Raw genomic sequence first — 17,019 nt, 5'->3', positions numbered from 1 at the left:
CTTTTTTATTTAATACTATTTCATTAATAGAATGCAGCTTCGCCAAAGCGGGCAACAAATGCATCCTTATTTTCAAGATGTGTACCAAAGAATGTTCGTTTTCCAACAGTAACCTTGTCATTCATAATTGAAATTGCCGTAAGTTTTGTACAGCCTGAAAAAGCAAATTCGGCAATTATAGTAACAGAAGAAGGAATTGTTATTGCTGCCAATGACTCACAGCTGGTAAAACTTTTTCCGATTTCTTCAGTTCCTCTTCCAATCTGAACATTTGTAAGGCGCTTACAGCCCTGGAAAAGATTATTTGGAAGTTTTTTAATTGAGCCTGGAAGTTCAACGCTTTCAAGATTCATGCACTGGCGGAAGGCTCCTTCACCAATAACTTTTACAGTTGAAGGAATTGAAATTGATTTAAGTGAACCACAGTTTGCGAAGGCATCCTTCTGGATTTCAGTTACATTTTTATGAAAAACGACTTTGCTTACGCATGTCTGTCGGAATGCAGCCTGTCCGATTACAGTAACATCTTCAGGGATGATTACTTCAGGGTCACTTCCATTGTACTGCTCGAGAACTCCGTTATGCCTTACAAATTTCATATTGTAAAGATTATCAGCACGTTTTTTAGCTTCAAGTTCAGCGCGTTCCTTTCTTGCTTTTTGAATAGCCGGAAGTTCCTTATTCCACTGTGCAAGAACATCATTTTCATTCTTTTTCTTTGCTGATTTAAAATCTGATTTTTCAAGTTTTGCAATAAGAATTTCGCTGTCTACAAAATCAAGATTCTTAAAGTCGCCGGAAAAACATCTGATAATTCCCCACCAGCCTTTATAATATCGCGGATAGAAATATGCCAGAACGCGGTAATACCAGAATGCATCTTCTGTATTGCCCGATTCATATAAAAAATCTGCCTTGTATTCAGCATAAGCTTTGTAACTATTATAGCTTGAATCCCAATAGAAATAGACTAGATCTGATTCGTCATAAGTTTCATCATAGGAACTTTCATCTGAATAAGCCGAAAAGGAGAACAGCGTAAATCCTAACGCTGCCAAAGCGAGTGTTTTTAATAGTTTTTTCATTTTTTTCCCTCTTTTTATTAGAATATATTAAAAAAACTATAACAAAGTTTTTAATTAGAAACAATGAAGCTGGCTTGTAAATGAGAAAATCAAAAGAAATTTCTCTGCCCCTAGCGCCTGCACCCTAGAACATATATAAGCCGCAGCTTAAAAAATCCATTAAAACTATCACTCTCTCTATGCTGCTAATCAACTGCCCTGCGGTCAGTTGACGCTATAAGGCTCCATCTTTACTATAACAATATGAATCTTCTCTCTATCAATAATCTTGCAAAAATCGGGCGGGAAAAGCCGCTTTTTACCGGAGTTACTTTTGGCATTCAGGAAGGCGAAAAAGCAGCCTTAATTGGACGCAACGGAACCGGAAAATCTACTCTTTTGAATACGATTGCAGGAGTTTTACAGCCCGACGAGGGAACTATTACAATCAACCGGGATTGCGGAGTTTCTTTTTTGCCGCAGAACCCGACCTACAATGCGGAAGACACAATCCGTGAACATATTTTTAAAAGCCACTCTCCAAAGCTCAACACAATCCGCGAATATATGGATGCCTGTGCGGCACTTGGTGATGATGAAAAATCGCAGAAGGCCTACAACGCTGCCATGGAAAAGATGGATAAGCAGGAACTCTGGAATTACGAAGCTCAGATTTCTTCAATTTTAGGTACTCTAGGTCTCCACGACCTTACCCGCAAAATGGGCACTCTTTCCGGCGGAATGATAAAAAAGGTTGCCCTGGCACAGGTTCTGGTAGAAGACACAAAACTGCTTCTTCTGGACGAGCCGACCAACCATCTGGACATCAGCACCATCACCTGGCTGCAGAATTACCTGCACGACATGAAGCGATCCCTTTTAATGGTAACCCACGACCGCTGGTTTTTGGACGCTGTCTGCACCAACATTTACGAACTTGCCCGCAACAAGCTTAAACTTTACGAGGGAAACTATTCCAAATACCTTGAAAAAAAGGAAACAGAAGCAGAAATTGAAGCCAACACCGAACGCCGCATAGAATCTGTCCTTCGCTTTGAGCGCGACTGGCTTTTACGAGGCCCATGTGCACGAGGAACAAAAATTAAGGCAAGAATCCAGCGGGACATGCAGCTTATCAACCGGGAAAAATTTGCCACAGACAAAGGCTTTACTTTTGAAGTAAAAGGAAAACGACTTGGCGGAAAGGTTTTGGAACTTCATAACATAAGTAAAAACTTTCCAAAAGGTTTTTCAGGAAACACAGAAACAACTCCCGTTATCAAAAACTTTTCATACAAATTCACCAAAGGACAGAAAATCGGGATTTTTGGCGATAACGGAAGCGGAAAATCCACCTTTTTGAACATAATTACAGGGCAGCTGGCGCCGGACACTGGCAGCGTGGAAGTTGGCGTAAACACAAAGTTCGGCTACTACACCCAGAATCCGGTTTTTAAGGACACAAGCCTTACCGTTTTAGAATACATTAAGGAAACTGCCGAGCGCATGACCTTGAACGACGGCAAAAAAGAAGTCAGTGCCACAAAATTTCTGGAAGAGTTCGGTTTTGAAGGAAAAATCCAGCACAGTATGGTAAGCACCCTGAGCGGCGGAGAGCGAAAACGCCTTTACCTTGTAAGCCTTTTGCTGCAGAATCCTAACTTTTTGATTCTGGACGAGCCAACTAACGACTTTGACATTTTTACAATGAACATACTGGAACAGTTCTTGATGAACTACGAAGGCTGTCTTTTACTCGTAAGCCACGACCGCTACTTTATGGATAAATGCGCCGACACCCTTTTTATTCTGGAAGACGACGGAAGCATTTCAGGTTTTGTGGGTAAGTGCAGTGAATATGTTGAATACCGAGAAGAAAAACGGAAAGAGGAACAGAACAAGCAGGCGTTGCGGGCGGCGTCTGAGCCCGCAGAGAGGGTAGCGGAAAAGACCGGAGCGAGCAAAGCGAGTGAGGACTTTGGAGCGCAGGGGGAGACTTCCCCCTCCCCTAAGAAAAAGCTTACATTTAAGGAACAGAAAGAATTCGAACAGCTTGATGCCGCAATTCCAGCTCTGGAAGCCGAACAGAAAGAACTGGAAGAAAAAATGGCTTCTTCCGATTTTGAAGTTGCACGGGCGGCGGGCGAACGCTACAATCAGATTGCGGCAGAACTGGAAGAAAAATATGCGCGCTGGGAAGAACTGGCGGCATTAGCTTAGGCACAGGAAAGAAAAATGACAGACGAAGAATTAGATATATTTTTTATAGAAACTCTCAAAAAGGCCCTTGCAGACATGAAGGAATGCAGGGATTACGTAAAAGACCTGGGCACGCCGGAATACAAAGATATCTGCCAGGACTACGCAGACGATATTGATTTACTTTCTTCTATATTAAAGACGGTTCAGACAATAGACGACCTTGCCGAGATGGACGAAGAAAGCATTACCGCCGTTTACGATTTTATTGCAACTTACGCCGATAACTTTTTAATCCACCCGGACAGCCCGCAAAAAGAGGCTGACCTTGCAGAATACGACAAGCTGGAAGAACTCCTCGATTTGTTTATGGACACCGAAGAGGAAGAGGTTTGAGGTGTTAGGTTCTAGGTGTTAGGTTCTAGGTTTGACGCTGAGTTTTCTTCTCGAATTTAGTTTTCGTATCACGCTGCATCCTAGTACCTATAACCTAACACCTATAACCTGAATTCCTTTCCCTCGCAAAACATTTTTTCAAAATCGCGGCGGTCCAACGGGATGTTGGCATCGTAACGGCGCTTCTGGGCGTCAATTTCTTCAAAAGACCATTTGCGCCCCTTGTTCATACCGGGGCAGTCAGCAGCACATTCGTTCCAGGTCTTGTTGTCAGCAAGCATCCAGCTCCAGAAAGGGTAAGTTGAACACTGAACAGGACGGGCTTCGTATGCAGTACAGCCAGCACCCCACAAAATGCAGTCGTAATTGTCTTTTTCCAGCAGGGCAAGCACCTGAGTTCCGTAGTAATAATCCGCCCAGCGGCAATATTTACGGGCGAAATCAACTTCGCTCATATCAAAATGAGTACAGAGGGCTGTTAAATCGCGGTGAGAAAGATAAACAAAGCCAGGCGAATGGCCGCAGCAAAATGAACAGCGCTGACACTCAAAATTAAGTCCGTTTTTATAAATACAGTCTGACATTAAATCCTCTTAAAAAAACTATGCGCTTCTGATATTATCATAAATATGGAAGAAAAAAAACGTGCACCGCGAAACAGAACTATTACTTTGAGCGAGGAAGATAAGGCACAACTTTCATCCCGCCTGATGCACGCAGAGGGCGTTTCCGATTCGGACGAAAATACTTTTATAAACCGAACGATAAATGCCGACCTGCTGGCTGCCCTTCCAAAACTCCCGGACGCGTTTGCAGACCTGATCATAATTGATCCGCCCTATAATTTGACCAGAAACTTCAACGGGCTTCATTTTAACGCCCGATCCGAAGAAGCTTACGACGAATATTTAGCAAGCTGGTTTCCTCAAGTCTGCAAAAAACTCAAACCAACCGGCTCCCTTTACATCTGCGGAGATTGGAAATGTACTTCTGCCCTTCAGCGAGCCGTTCAAAAAGAACTTACAATATTAAACCGTATCACCTGGCAGCGGGAAAAAGGACGCGGCGCAAAATCAAACTGGAAAAACGGAATGGAAGACATCTGGTTTGCCGTAAAAAATCCCGATGACTACTATTTTGACCTGGAAGCCGTAAAAATCCGCCGTCGCGTAATTGCACCTTACAAGCAGGGAGGCGCACCAAAAGACTGGGAAGAAACAGAAAGCGGAAACTTCCGCGACACCTGCCCTTCTAACTTCTGGGACGACATCAGCGTACCCTTCTGGTCCATGCCGGAAAACACCGACCACCCAACCCAGAAGCCAGAAAAACTCTATGCAAAACTGATTTTAGCAAGCAGCCGTCCGGGCGACATAGTTTTTGACCCATTTTTGGGAAGCGGAACTGCAAGCGTAGTTGCAAAAAAACTTGGTCGCCGCTGGTGCGGAGTTGAACTCAACGAAGAATACGCCATGCTGGCAGAAAAACGCCTTGCCATGGCAGACTCAGACACCTCAATTCAGGGCTATTCCGACGGTGTCTTTTGGGAACGCAACACAAATAACCTCATAAAGGCCGCAAATGCGAAAAACCGCCCGTAACTCAGACTTTCCCCACATCTACCTGATGATGAACAAGCCTCTTGGCGCCGTTTGTGCCACTGCCTCGGATTCGCATCCTACTGTTTATTCTCTCTTAGATGATGATAAGAAGAAGCAGGCATCTTCTGCCCCACGCGGCTGCCGTTTACACACGGTAGGGCGCCTGGATACTGAAAGTTCCGGCCTGCTTCTTCTGACTACCGACGGCAGATTTTCCCACCACATAACAGCACCGGAATCTGCCATTAAAAAAACATATCTTGTAACTCTAAAAACGCCGGTCGAAACACCTGCAGAGCAAGAAGACTACATCAAAAAAAGTGCCGCCGGCCTTACCCTGCCCCCGGACCATAAAGCCCCGGAACAAGACTCCGCCCCAGCCCATCTTGAATGGCTAAGTGCCACACAATGCCGCATCACCGTTACTGAAGGCAAATTCCACGAAGTCCGCCGCATTTTTCTTGCACTTGGAAACGAAGTTATCGCCCTGCACCGCCTTTCAATCGGCAGCCTTCAGCTGGATCAAAATCTTGCCCCCGGTCAATACCGGGAACTTACACAAGAAGAAATCTTATCTTTCAAAAAATAAAGTCTGAATATTCTTATCTACCGTCTCGCTCAGCGTTTCAGGATTCACACCGCGGGCATCTGCAACAAACTTATAAGTATGCTCAACAAAAACCGGAGAACAGGCCTGACCACGCAAAGGCACAGGAGCAAGATAAGGAGAATCTGTTTCGCACAAAATGCGGTCTTCCGGCACATAACGCAGCAGAGCCAGCATATCTTCCATTTTTGATTTTTTGGTATAAGTAACGCTGCCGGAAAAACTGATGTACCAGCCTAAATCAAGAAACTTCTTTGCTTCTTCAAGTCCGTAGCTGTAACAGTGAATAATTCCATCGTGATTTCCAACCCGCTTAATGCATTCAAGAGTATCTTCAAAGGCATCTCGACTATGTATAATAGAAGGAAGCTTCATGTCGCGGGCAAGGTTCAGCTGCATTTCAAAAAGTTCCTGCTCGCCAAAAAAAGTTTCGCTGTCAAAATCACTTTCGCAGCGGCCGTCTGCTCCCGCAGGATTCCAGTGGTGATCCAGTCCGAACTCCCCAAGAGCAACAATTTTTCTATGCATAGTATCCTGATTTTCGTCTTTTGCAGCAGTCTCAATCTGAGACTTTAAAACTTCAATGCGTTCAGCCCGGGCATGAATTTCATCCACACTAGGCCAGATTCCGGCAGAAAAATAAACAAAATCACGAGCCTTCTCTGCTGCTCCAAAATCCATTGCAGTTATCGCTTTCTCAAGGCAGTGCTCCCGCCTGAGTAAATCATCTGCCTCAGTTCCAATATCAAGACCAAATTTGCAATTGCGGGCAGCCATTGCAGTCAAGGCCGCTACTCCGTCAACTCCGCGGTTTTCTGTCATATTCTGAAAATGAAAATGTGTATCGCTGAACATATGGCGATTATATCAGAAATAAAAGTCTTTTTCTCTAATTAAGAGCTTCCTGCATGTTGCAGTTCCAGAGCGGAGTTGCAAGCTTGTTTGAAAAAGGCTGCTGGCGGGTAAAATCCGGAAGCCAGCTGGTATCATCGCTCAATTCCTGATAGAAAAGATAGGCAAAATCATAAGCGTCAATCAAATCTTTTATATCACTGTCTTCCTGAGAAGTAACAAGGCGGTTTTCTATGGTAGAAAGCGCAGCCTGCCGTCTTTTTGCAGCCGCCTCACTCTCAGAAAATGGCACCGGAGTATACTGATTCATCAGAGAAATAATTGCCCTTTCATCAGCATTTTCCTTAAGCCATTCAAGCACCTTTGCTGTTTCTTCAAATCTGCCGGGAAGAAAAAGATGACGGATAATTACACCGGAAATCATTTTTTCCTTACTGCACTGCTTTCCGATTTCCTTATCAAAACCGTTTTTTTCACCAATTCTAAGAGGATTATTTTCTATCATCCAGGAAATAGCGTCACTTGCAATTTTCGGATAATCTTCTGCGTCAAAAAGTTTCTTTGAAAGTTCTGAATTAAGGGTTTTCAGGTCTGGAAGCCAGATTGTCACAAGTCCTTTCAAAAGTTCCAGCATTTCTATGCTTTCATAAGCAGAAGAATTCCAGCAGAAAGGAATTGTTACTCCGCTGTCTTTTGCCTGCTTAATAAAATCTGCAAGTCGTGGAATATGATGACTTGGAGTTACCAGATTGATATTTTCAGCTCCTTTTTCCTGTAAACGCAGACAGATTGAAACAAAATCATCTCCGGTGAGCTCTGCGCCAAGTCCATTCTGAGAAATCTGATAATTCTGGCAGAAGGCACAGCGAAGCGTACAGCCGGTAAGAAAAATTGTTCCGCTTCCGCCGTGAACGGTAATTAAGGGTTCTTCTCCAAAATGAAGTCCTGCAAAGGCTGCCCGCAAAGCAGCAGTTTCGCCACAAATGCCGGCTTTTCCTTCCAGACGATTAATACCGCATTTTCGCGGACACTGGGTACACTTCTTATAATATGTAGAATAATCGATTATCTCGTTCATAATATAAAATTAATATGCACCTTTACTCACAAGGGTTGCCATAAGGCTCTGAAGGGTATCAATCGGCATATCCTCAGCTTCGTAATTTACAAGATCACCAAGCTCCTGCCAGTCATGCTGGTCAAGTTCGTCATAACCTTCATCTGAATTTTCAAGGAAAGATAGCATGGCACCAAGCTTATCAAGATGAGTAGCAGTAGGTTCATTTTCCTGCTCAGCCGAAGAGTGAATATATTCATTTTCCCAGTATTCAAAAATAGAATTTGCAAGGGTAGTTGGTGCACTTGTTGAACGTGCAAAAAGTTTCTGTAAGTCAGGTGCAACGCGCATAAAATCACCTTTACCGCTGTTTTCCTGGCGGTCATGCTTAAGGATACGCTGCACATCGCTGTTGAATTTAGCAATATCTGTCATAAAACTGATTATAACATAAAATAATTAAATGATACATACAGTTTTTTTCACCCGATTTTATGTAAAAAAAAATTTGCGTGTTCGTTTTTTTGGGTTATAATAAATATAATATTTCATTTTTTTTCATCAGGAGGAACAAAATATGAAAAAGCTTATTATCCTTTCTATAAGTGCGGTTTTTTGTTTAGCTAACATGTTCGCACAGAAAATTCCGGCAGGAAGAGATATTCTGCCTTTAGTATTGGATTTTGCCTATGACAAAGAGTATTTCAGAGACAGCGAGATTCAGGTAGCTGATATTGCCAACAACGAATATCTGATTTCTGGTTGGGGCGTTAAAAAAGTCGGTGTAGGATATACAAGACAGGATTATACAGTTCAGATTAACAGAACTGATACAGAACTTCTTGTTACAATTTCTGACATGACATCTATCGGCTGTGATAAAGAAGGAAATCCACTGGAAACAGCTACAATGAACCCTAACACAGGAAAATCTACTGAAAAAACTCAGCTGGTTATTCAGAAGGATCTTGCAAAACGCATCTCTTCTTGGGGTGATAAAGAATACAGAAAGAAGCTTGATATTGCTCTTACTTCTCCTGTAATTATGACAACACTTGCAAGACAGTCTGCTCTGGTTTTCAAGAAGTTCGTAAGCGATAACAAGATTATCGGAAAACCAACTGAATTTGAAATTAAGATTACAAAGGTAGATCCTGTTAATGCTGACGGCTATGCAAACTGCATCAACGGAACAGCCTTCTGTGGTTACAAAACAGGTTCAGGCGGAATTCCAAAGCCAGAATATGTTCCTGTATTGGTTTATACAAACAACACAGCTTCATCTGGTACTTACAACGTAAAGGGAACTATTATGGATGTAAGACGTGCTGATGTAGGCGGTCTTGCAGTAATCGAAATCAAAGAATAGTTTTTTTGACTTAATTTCCCGTCCCTTTAGGGCGGGATTTTTTTTTTTACTTTTTTCAATATCCTAAGGCTTTTTTTATTCTTTTTTTCTCTTATTTTATGTTATAATTCTTGCATGGCTAAAGCATCTACAAAAAAACTAACTGGTATTGCGGTTCCGCTTGGAGCCTTGTATACAAAAGAAAATCCTGTAATCGGTGAATATCCTGATCTGGCCCTTTTTGCCGAGTTCTGTAAAAAAGCTGATATCGATTTAATTCAGCTTCTTCCTGTAAACGACACTGGAACTCAAAGCTCTCCTTATTCAGGACTTTCAGCTTATGCTCTTCATCCAATCTACATCAGACTAAAAGATATCCCTGAATTTGAAGCTCTTTATAATTCTGATGAAAAATTCAAAAAACGCTACGACGATTTTATTCAGAAATTTGCCTATACCCTTCGTTACGACTACGACGGAATTTCAAAGGCAAAAGAAGCCCTGATTCTTTCTCTCTGGGCCACAACAGAAACTTACAAAAAAGGAAGTCCTGATGCTGACCTCGCAAAATGGATTTCTGACAACGACTGGGTAAAAACTTACGCCGTTTATAAAAATCTGAAACATAAATACGAACAGGCAAGCTGGAAAGCATGGCTTAAAGAAGACCAGCAGAAAACTCCGGAAGAAATTAAAAAACTCTGGAACACAAAAGCCTTCTATAAAGAGCATCTTTTCCATGCCTGGTGCCAGATGATTGCAGATCAGCAGTTTACGGCAGCCACAAAAAAGGTTCATGAACTGGGAATCAAAATCAAGGGTGATATGCCTATTTTGATGAACGACGATTCCTGCGATGCCTGGGCTTTCCCTCAGTTCTTTAACCAGAACTTACGTGCAGGCTCTCCTGTTGATAACGAAAATCCAACCGGTCAGAACTGGGGCTTTCCTACTTACAACTGGAAAAACCTCAAGGCAGATAATTATTCCTGGTGGAAAAAGCGCCTTACCCTTTCAGAAAAATACTATGATGCATACCGCTTAGACCACATTCTGGGATTTTTCCGAATCTGGGCTATTCCTGATACAGATGCAAATGCTATCAATGGCCACACAGAACCTTATGCTGCCCTTAAAATTGAAGATTTATACAATCTTGGCTTTGATGATGACAGAATCCGCTGGCTCAGTCAGCCTCACATTCCAACCGGAGTTATTGAAGACATCACCTGGAACCATGAAAGTGCCCACAAAATTCTTTCTGTTTTCTGCGACAAAATTGAAAACGAAGAACTCTGGCGCTTCAAAAAAACTGTAAAAGGCTCTCAGCAGATTTACTGGACAGACCTTTCTGCCTACTGCAATGATGATGCTGCAAACCGCATCCGTCAGAAGCTTGTAGACTACTGGTCAAACCGCACACTTCTTGAAGTTGCAAAAAATAAGTTTGTTCCACTCTGGATTTACTTCAAATCAACCTCATGGCAGACACTTTCTGACCGCGAAAAAGACAGTCTTAAAAAAGAATTCGACGCTCTGGACGCTAAAAACGAAGTTCTCTGGAAAAAACAGTCTGACGAAATACTTTCAGCACTTACAAAATCTGTAAAAATGACTCCTTGTGGAGAAGATTTGGGTGTAAATATTGAATGTGTCCCTGTAGTAATGGAAAAGAACGGTATTCTTGGTCTCCGCGTAATCCGCTGGACAAGAAAATGGGCAGAAAACGGACAGCCTTATATTCCGTTTGCAGATTACACTGCTCTTTCTGTTGCAACTACCTCGGTTCACGATTCTTCTACAAACCGCCAGTGGTGGAATGAAGAAAAAGACAGCGCAAAAGCCTTTGTTTACGAAAATGCTTCTGATTTTGGCATTGCAAAGGACTGGAACGAAGCTGCAAAACTTTCTAATGAAGATTTTACTCCTGAACTTGCAGAAAAAATCATGCTTTCCTGCGCTAAAGCAAACAGCATGTGGTTTATTTCACCAATTCAGGATTTCCTTTATATGGAAAAACGCTACTGGCTTGATAATGCCGCTGACGAAAGAATCAACATTCCGGGCTCTGTTTCAAAATTCAACTGGACTTACAGACTCCCGATTGAACTTGAAGAACTTTCAAAGGATGATACTTTAATAGAAAAAATAAAAACTGTTGCAAAACGATAAATTAATAAAGTTAGGAAGGAAAAAAACAACATGAACATTTCGTACAATGAGTTTCACGTAGGTAGAAAAATCCGTGATTTGTGTAATTTTGACCTGTCACTCTTTTCTTCTTCCGGAAACGTAGTAATAAAAAATATGGCAAACGTGCGTAAGTTTGCCATGCTGATAAATGACGTTTTTAAAAGCCGTAATCAGGAAAATAAACAGATTTCTGCCGGCCAGTTGAACGCCATGGGTCTTCTGGATGAGATTTTCCATTATGTCTGCATGCTTTACCGCCGCGACGTACTTGGTTCAATGATGAAGGAAATGCTTGCAGCCCTTGATAAGCAGTTTACGGCTCAAAAAGTAGACAGCCTTCTTCTTGATTTTATGAAGGAGTTCCCGCCGGTAGAAGTTTATCAGGAAAAAACTTCGGCTAAAGAATACCTTTCAAGAAACTGCCTAGATTCGGGAACAGGACTTGAACGTTCTAACCGGGAACAGACGCTTGAAGAAATGATTCTTCTTCACCTTGCCAACGAAAACCCTGCTTTCAAACCTTTTGCCATTCTTTTTAATGATTTAGAACTTCAGAAAAATCCACTTTACAATAAATCCTGGGCTGTAATTCAGGCTTATGCAAAATCAAAACCTAAATTCGGTCCATTCAATCACGATTTGATTTCCATGCTGAGAGAGCCGGTTGTTTACAGTCCTAACAGTCTGCGCGGCCAGCTCGAATACATCAGAAAGCACTGGGCTACACTTCTTGGCGAATGGCTCAAACGACTTCTTGCCGGAATTGACCTTATTTCTGAGGAAGAAAAGGCAGCCTGGCAGGGCTTTGGCGGCGGTGATTTGCCGGATATGCAGCCTTACAGCTTTGAAGAGCTTACAAAAGAATATGAACGCTTTAGTCCTGACCGCGACTGGATGCCGAAAGTAATCTTGATGGCAAAAACCGTTCTTGTATGGCTGGACCAGCTTACAAAACAGTACGGCTACCCAATTACACGTCTGGACCAGATTCCTGATGCAGAACTTGACCGCCTCCGTGATGAAGGATTTACAGGCCTCTGGCTGATCGGTCTTTGGGAACGCAGTAACGCTTCTAAACGAATTAAACAGCTTTGCGGAAACCCTGAGGCTGCAGCTTCGGCTTACTCACTTTTTGATTACAATATTGCAGGAAATATCGGCGGCTGGGATGCACTGGCTAATTTGCGTCAGCGTCTCTGGCAGAGAGGAATCCGTCTTGCTTCGGACATGGTTCCAAACCACACAGGTATGGACGGCGACTGGGTTATGAATAAGCCTGATCTCTTTGTTCAGCGCCGCGACTGTCCATTCCCAACTTACACCTTCAATGGAGAAAATCTTTCTCACGACCCTCGCACAAGCGTTTATCTTGAAGACCACTATTATTCAAAGAACGACTGTGCCGTTGTCTTTAAGCGAGTAGATAATCAGACCGGCGATGTACGCTATATTTACCACGGAAACGACGGAACAGGTCTTCCTTGGAACGATACAGCCCAGCTGGATTATCTTAATCCTCAGACCCGTGAGGAAGTTATCCAGCAGATTCTTCACGTTGCACGAAACTTCCCTATTATCCGCTTTGATGCGGCAATGGTTCTGGCTAAAAAATCAATCCGCCGCCTCTGGTACCCGGAGCCGGGACACGGAGGAGACATTGCAACCCGAAGCGAAACAGGACTCAGCACCCAGCAGTTCAACGACGCAATTCCAAACGAATTCTGGCGTGAAGTTGTTGACCGCGTAGCTCAGGAAGTGCCTGATACCCTTCTTCTTGCAGAAGCTTTCTGGATGATGGAAGGATTCTTTGTCCGCACTCTTGGTATGCACCGCGTTTATAACTCAGCCTTTATGAACATGCTGAAAAAAGAGGAAAATCAGAAATACCGCGACACCGTAAAAAATACAATCACCTTTGATCCTCAGATTCTTAAGCGCTATGTAAACTTTATGAATAACCCGGATGAGGAAACTGCCATTGCACAGTTTGGTGACGGCGACAAATACTTTGGTGTCTGTACCCTCATGGTAACAATGCCTGGCCTCCCGATGTTCGGTCACGGTCAGATTGAAGGCTACACAGAAAAATACGGAATGGAATATACAAAGGCTTACAAGGATGAAAAGCCTAACCAGTGGCTGGTTGACCGTCACTGGAGAGAAATTTTCCCTCTTATGCACAAACGCCACATCTTTGCAAACGTAGAAAACTTCCTTTTCTATGATTTGTGGGATAACGGTCACGTAAACGAAAACGTATTTGCCTATTCAAACTCATGTGGAAACGAATATGCAGTTGTATTCTACAATAACAAATACGACCGCGCTTCAGGCTGGATTAAACAGTCAGATCCTTATGCAGTAAAAACAGCAGACGGAATCCAGATGAGAAGCCGCTCAATTTCTGAAGGCCTGAACCTTACCGCAGAAGATGATAAATACGTGATATTCCGCGAGCACAGAAGTAACCTCTGGTACATCAGAAAATCAAGCGAAATCTGCGAAAAAGGTATGTACGTTGCCCTCAACGGCTTTGAATACCAGGTTCTGCTGGACGTTCATCAGGTAAGTGATTTTGCAGACCACCGCTACAAGATTCTCTGTGAAACTCTGAACGGAAAAGGCTGCGAAGACATCGAAATTGCCTGGCAGGAAATCATCTATAAAGATTTGTATGCCGCCCTCAACGTTTTTGCAGAAAAATCACTCAAACCTCTTGCAAAAGCATTCGGACTTGAATACAAAAAGCCGGAAGCTCAGACAGAAAGTGCAGAAGCAGAAACAAAAGCTGCTAAAACAAAGGCAAAAGCTAAAAAAACTGCTGAAAAACCTGCAACTGTTTCTGATAAAGAACTTAAGGCTATTTTTGCAGATGCAGAAGAAAGCGCCATTGCCTTCTTTACAGAAGCTAAAAAGTTTGCCGGCGATACAAAAACTCTTACTGCCGAAAAGCAGCTTGCCCTTTTTGAAAGCCGCGTAAAAGTTCTTGCAAAAGTTCATAATGAAAAGGCAGTTAAGTTGCCAAAAGATGTAACAGCAAGCCTTGCAAAATGCAAAGAGGCTGTAAGTTTTGCAAAAATCATGGAAACTGCAGCTCCGAATATCGAACTTGCCCTTTTGAGCTGGGCTTTGACCGCTGATTTTGCAGAGACCGGTCTTGCTGCAAACTGGGCATTCGGACGCAAACTCAGTCAGTTCCTTAAGGCTGAGCAGATTGTTGAAAAAGAAGACAGATACACCTTCATCAAGCTTTTCATTCTGGCTTCAGTTTCTTCAACTACAGGCCTTGAAAAAGATAGCAAGAAACTTGCACTCAACATTGTAGAACTTCTTGTAAACAGCAATAATGCAGGCGGATTAAGTGGTGCAAATACCTTTGATAATATCAGATGGTTTAATAAAGAAGTAATTGAAGCAAGCCTGAATCAGATTGTGCTTTTAATGCTTCTTGATGCAAAAGCAGCCCAGGTTCCTGCAATACTTGCCCTCTACAAGACCTTGCAGACTGCAAAACTCAAGGCAGCTTATAAGTGTGAACTTCTTCTTAAGCAGTTCATGCCAAAAACCGCTGCCCGCCGAAAGAGCGACACAGCAAAGAAGACAGAAAAGGCTGTAAAAGCCCCTGCAAAGAAAGCAGGAACTTCAAAAAAAGCTGAACCAGAGAAGAAAACAGCTGTAAAGAAGTCAACTACAAGTAAAAAGAAGTAAGGATAAGGGGGATTAAAACCCCTTATTCACTTCTGCAACAATTTTACGCAAATCTTCGGCGCCCTTTGCAAAAGGTCGGTTCAAATCTACATGTTCCAGAGAGAAACTGATAATGGAAGGGATGTCCGGAGATTCACCGATTGCATGGCGGCAGAAATCACTATGAATTGACGGATGGCTGTAAGAAAAGAGAACTACAGCACCGTCTTCATCAAGAATATCAGAAGCAGTTTCTTTTGCAGCAGCATAAGCTCTGGCCGCCTGTTCATCACAGTAAACACCATACTTTATATACAGTTCTTTTGCGGCAGACTCTGCCATAAATTCTGAAACTTCAACCGGGTAAACAAAGTTTTTAAGCATAACTCCGTTCTTACCAAAGAAATGCTCAAGACGTTCAAGATTTGCAGGCGCAATAGGATTTACAGCGCCGCGTTTATCTACATCAACAAAAGAATCAAGAATCACAGGATTTCCCATACCGTCCCGCGAAAGTGCATTAGTAGAAGGAATAACAAAACCGTTTACAGGAAGAGCAAATTTCCAGCTCATAAGACCTGCAGTAAGAGTTCCGTAGTTTCCCGCATCCATGGCATAATACAAGTCACCATAAATACGCTCTTTGATTTTTGCAAAACTGTAGGGATAAAAGAAAACCTGACCTAAAAGACGGCAGACATTGGTTGTATTTGCAACAGTAAGAGTATTTTCGTGAACATAAAGCCTGTCGGCAAAAACCTTAGCAATTTCAGCCTTAATCTCTTCTTCACTGCCTTCCATTTCTACAGGATAAATATTCCCACCGTTCCAGAACAAATCGCTTTCTTCAAGTCCGCGGACAGTTCCCTTCTGATAAACAAGAATTGCCTTAACGTGCTTTTTCCCGCGTAAAGTATTTGCAAGAACAGCACCCAGGTTTCCGTGAGTAAAATCAAGGAAGAGGGCATTTCCGCCGTTTAATTCTGAAGTTGTTTCAAGATATGAACAAAGATATGAAACTCCGTAATCACGGTGATAGCCTGTATAACCGTTATAAAGCTCCATTAAAAAAAGCCGGTCATCCAGCTGTTTTAAAACAGGAGAAAATGGAAAAGCATCCATTGCAATTTTGTTACAGATAATAGGGCTGAATTCATCTCCGATAAAGGCCGAAGTCAAGGTTCCGGCAAGTGAAGTAAAAGTTGTCTTTTTATTGATGTAATAAATCCAACGGCGAAGGTCTTCAATGTCTGTCGGAATAAAAACTCCGCCGTCTTCAGGAATACAGTCTCTTACAGCCTGTGAAAATTTTACGCAAAGATTTTCGTTTCTGGTGCTTGTAAAGTTCATATAAATTCAATCATACAGCAGAAATTAGCGAAAATCTACTTTTATAATAGTTTTATAATTTAAAAATTTAGTCTTCCAGGTCCGGAATGATTTTGCGCAGATGCTCCATAAAGAGTTCACCGGTTACCCCTTCGCGAAGGCAGGCAAACATACAGTTATCGCCAGCAACAGTTCCAATAATATCATCAAGATTGAGGTTATCAACAGCATTGCAGACAGTATTTGCATGGCCGGAAAAAGTCTTGATTACAACAATATTTCCGCTGAAATCAATGCTTACATAACCGCGCAGAAAATCCTGGATATAAATTGACTGGCTTTCGTTATTTTCATCATCATCCGGCAGGGCATACATATAGCCAGACTTCCCGTCAGGAACCTTTCCTACCTTTAAGAGTTTTAGATCACGGCTGAGGGTTGCCTGAGTTACATCAAAACCCTCTTTCTGAAGAAGCGACAATAGTACATCCTGACTTTCAATACTGTTTGATTTAATAAGAGTTTTAATCAGTTTAAGACGAGACTGTCGTTCTTTCATATTTGCCCTCAAAAATGTATAAATATACAAAAAATATACAATATTTATGTATTTTATGCAATTCATAAAAAAGTTACTTTTTTTTTCGTAATTTTTGTCAAAACGCATATAAACGAGGTCATATTAT

General features: G+C 42.3%; 14 protein-coding genes. 7 read left to right on the top strand and 7 right to left on the bottom strand.

Going from position 1 to position 17,019, the window contains the following annotated elements:
* Positions 1–23: 23 nt before the first annotated feature.
* The gene (locus MSI_RS13695) at positions 24–1,085 is read right to left on the bottom strand and encodes a leucine-rich repeat domain-containing protein (protein ID WP_009102565.1); all 1,062 of its coding nucleotides are present in this window, start codon (positions 1,083–1,085) and stop codon (positions 24–26) included.
* A 243-nt stretch (positions 1,086–1,328) separates the two neighbouring features.
* On the opposite strand from MSI_RS13695, the gene MSI_RS00590 reads away from it, so the two are divergent.
* Positions 1,329–3,284, top strand: a complete 1,956-nt coding sequence (locus MSI_RS00590; RefSeq protein WP_009102563.1) for an ABC-F family ATP-binding cassette domain-containing protein — start codon at positions 1,329–1,331, stop codon at positions 3,282–3,284.
* A 15-nt stretch (positions 3,285–3,299) separates the two neighbouring features.
* Positions 3,300–3,659, top strand: a complete 360-nt coding sequence (locus MSI_RS00585) for a hypothetical protein (protein WP_009102561.1) — start codon at positions 3,300–3,302, stop codon at positions 3,657–3,659.
* A 101-nt stretch (positions 3,660–3,760) separates the two neighbouring features.
* On the opposite strand, the gene MSI_RS00580 is transcribed toward MSI_RS00585, so the two are convergent.
* Complete coding sequence (locus MSI_RS00580) at positions 3,761–4,243, bottom strand: YkgJ family cysteine cluster protein (RefSeq protein ID WP_009102559.1); 483 nt, start codon at positions 4,241–4,243, stop codon at positions 3,761–3,763.
* 45 nt (positions 4,244–4,288) lie between these two features.
* On the opposite strand from MSI_RS00580, the gene MSI_RS00575 reads away from it, so the two are divergent.
* Both MSI_RS00575 and MSI_RS00570 read left to right on the top strand, forming a co-directional pair.
* Positions 4,289–5,260 (top strand): DNA methyltransferase, encoded by a 972-nt coding sequence (locus MSI_RS00575; protein WP_009102556.1) that lies wholly within the window; start codon positions 4,289–4,291, stop codon positions 5,258–5,260.
* Entirely contained in the window at positions 5,241–5,849 is a 609-nt protein-coding gene (locus tag MSI_RS00570) for a 16S rRNA pseudouridine(516) synthase (RefSeq protein ID WP_009102554.1), read from the top strand. Before MSI_RS00575 ends, MSI_RS00570 begins: the two co-directional genes overlap by 20 nt.
* On the opposite strand, the gene MSI_RS00565 is transcribed toward MSI_RS00570, so the two are convergent.
* The 3 genes from MSI_RS00565 to MSI_RS00555 are packed head-to-tail and all read right to left on the bottom strand — an operon-like array spanning position 5,832 to position 8,211.
* Complete coding sequence (locus tag MSI_RS00565; protein WP_009102552.1) at positions 5,832–6,722, bottom strand: TatD family hydrolase; 891 nt, start codon at positions 6,720–6,722, stop codon at positions 5,832–5,834. The genes MSI_RS00570 and MSI_RS00565 overlap by 18 nt on opposite strands.
* A 34-nt stretch (positions 6,723–6,756) precedes the next feature.
* A complete protein-coding gene (locus MSI_RS00560) occupies positions 6,757–7,797 on the bottom strand; it encodes a radical SAM protein (protein WP_009102550.1) in 1,041 nt (346 codons plus the stop codon).
* A gap of 9 nt (positions 7,798–7,806) precedes the next feature.
* Positions 7,807–8,211 carry a hypothetical protein gene (locus MSI_RS00555; protein WP_009102548.1) on the bottom strand — a complete coding sequence of 135 codons (405 nt, stop codon included), beginning with the start codon at positions 8,209–8,211 and terminating at the stop codon, positions 7,807–7,809.
* Positions 8,212–8,353: 142 nt separating this feature from the next.
* Here MSI_RS00555 and MSI_RS00550 point away from each other — a divergent pair, with 142 nt between their 5' ends.
* The 3 genes from MSI_RS00550 (at position 8,354) to MSI_RS00540 (ending at position 15,025) form a co-directional block, all read left to right on the top strand.
* Positions 8,354–9,145, top strand: coding sequence for a hypothetical protein (locus MSI_RS00550; RefSeq protein WP_009102545.1), 792 nt, complete (start codon positions 8,354–8,356; stop codon positions 9,143–9,145).
* Positions 9,146–9,259: 114 nt separating this feature from the next.
* Positions 9,260–11,296, top strand: a complete 2,037-nt coding sequence (locus MSI_RS00545; RefSeq protein ID WP_009102543.1) for a 4-alpha-glucanotransferase — start codon at positions 9,260–9,262, stop codon at positions 11,294–11,296.
* Between the two features lie 30 nt (positions 11,297–11,326).
* Positions 11,327–15,025 carry an alpha-amylase family glycosyl hydrolase gene (locus MSI_RS00540; RefSeq protein WP_009102540.1) on the top strand — a complete coding sequence of 1,233 codons (3,699 nt, stop codon included), beginning with the start codon at positions 11,327–11,329 and terminating at the stop codon, positions 15,023–15,025.
* A gap of 12 nt (positions 15,026–15,037) precedes the next feature.
* On the opposite strand, the gene MSI_RS00535 is transcribed toward MSI_RS00540, so the two are convergent.
* The gene (locus tag MSI_RS00535) at positions 15,038–16,354 is read right to left on the bottom strand and encodes a hypothetical protein (protein WP_009102537.1); all 1,317 of its coding nucleotides are present in this window, start codon (positions 16,352–16,354) and stop codon (positions 15,038–15,040) included.
* A gap of 67 nt (positions 16,355–16,421) precedes the next feature.
* The gene (locus tag MSI_RS00530) at positions 16,422–16,892 is read right to left on the bottom strand and encodes an arginine repressor (protein WP_009102535.1); all 471 of its coding nucleotides are present in this window, start codon (positions 16,890–16,892) and stop codon (positions 16,422–16,424) included.
* Between the last annotated feature and the right edge of the window lie 127 nt (positions 16,893–17,019).

The sequence above is a fragment of the Treponema sp. JC4 genome (genome assembly GCF_000260795.1).
In the GTDB taxonomy this organism is placed as follows: Bacteria; Spirochaetota; Spirochaetia; order Treponematales; family Treponemataceae; genus Treponema_D.
The sequence above is the reverse complement of the archived record's forward strand: the minus strand, read 5'-3'. Positions and strand labels throughout refer to the sequence as shown.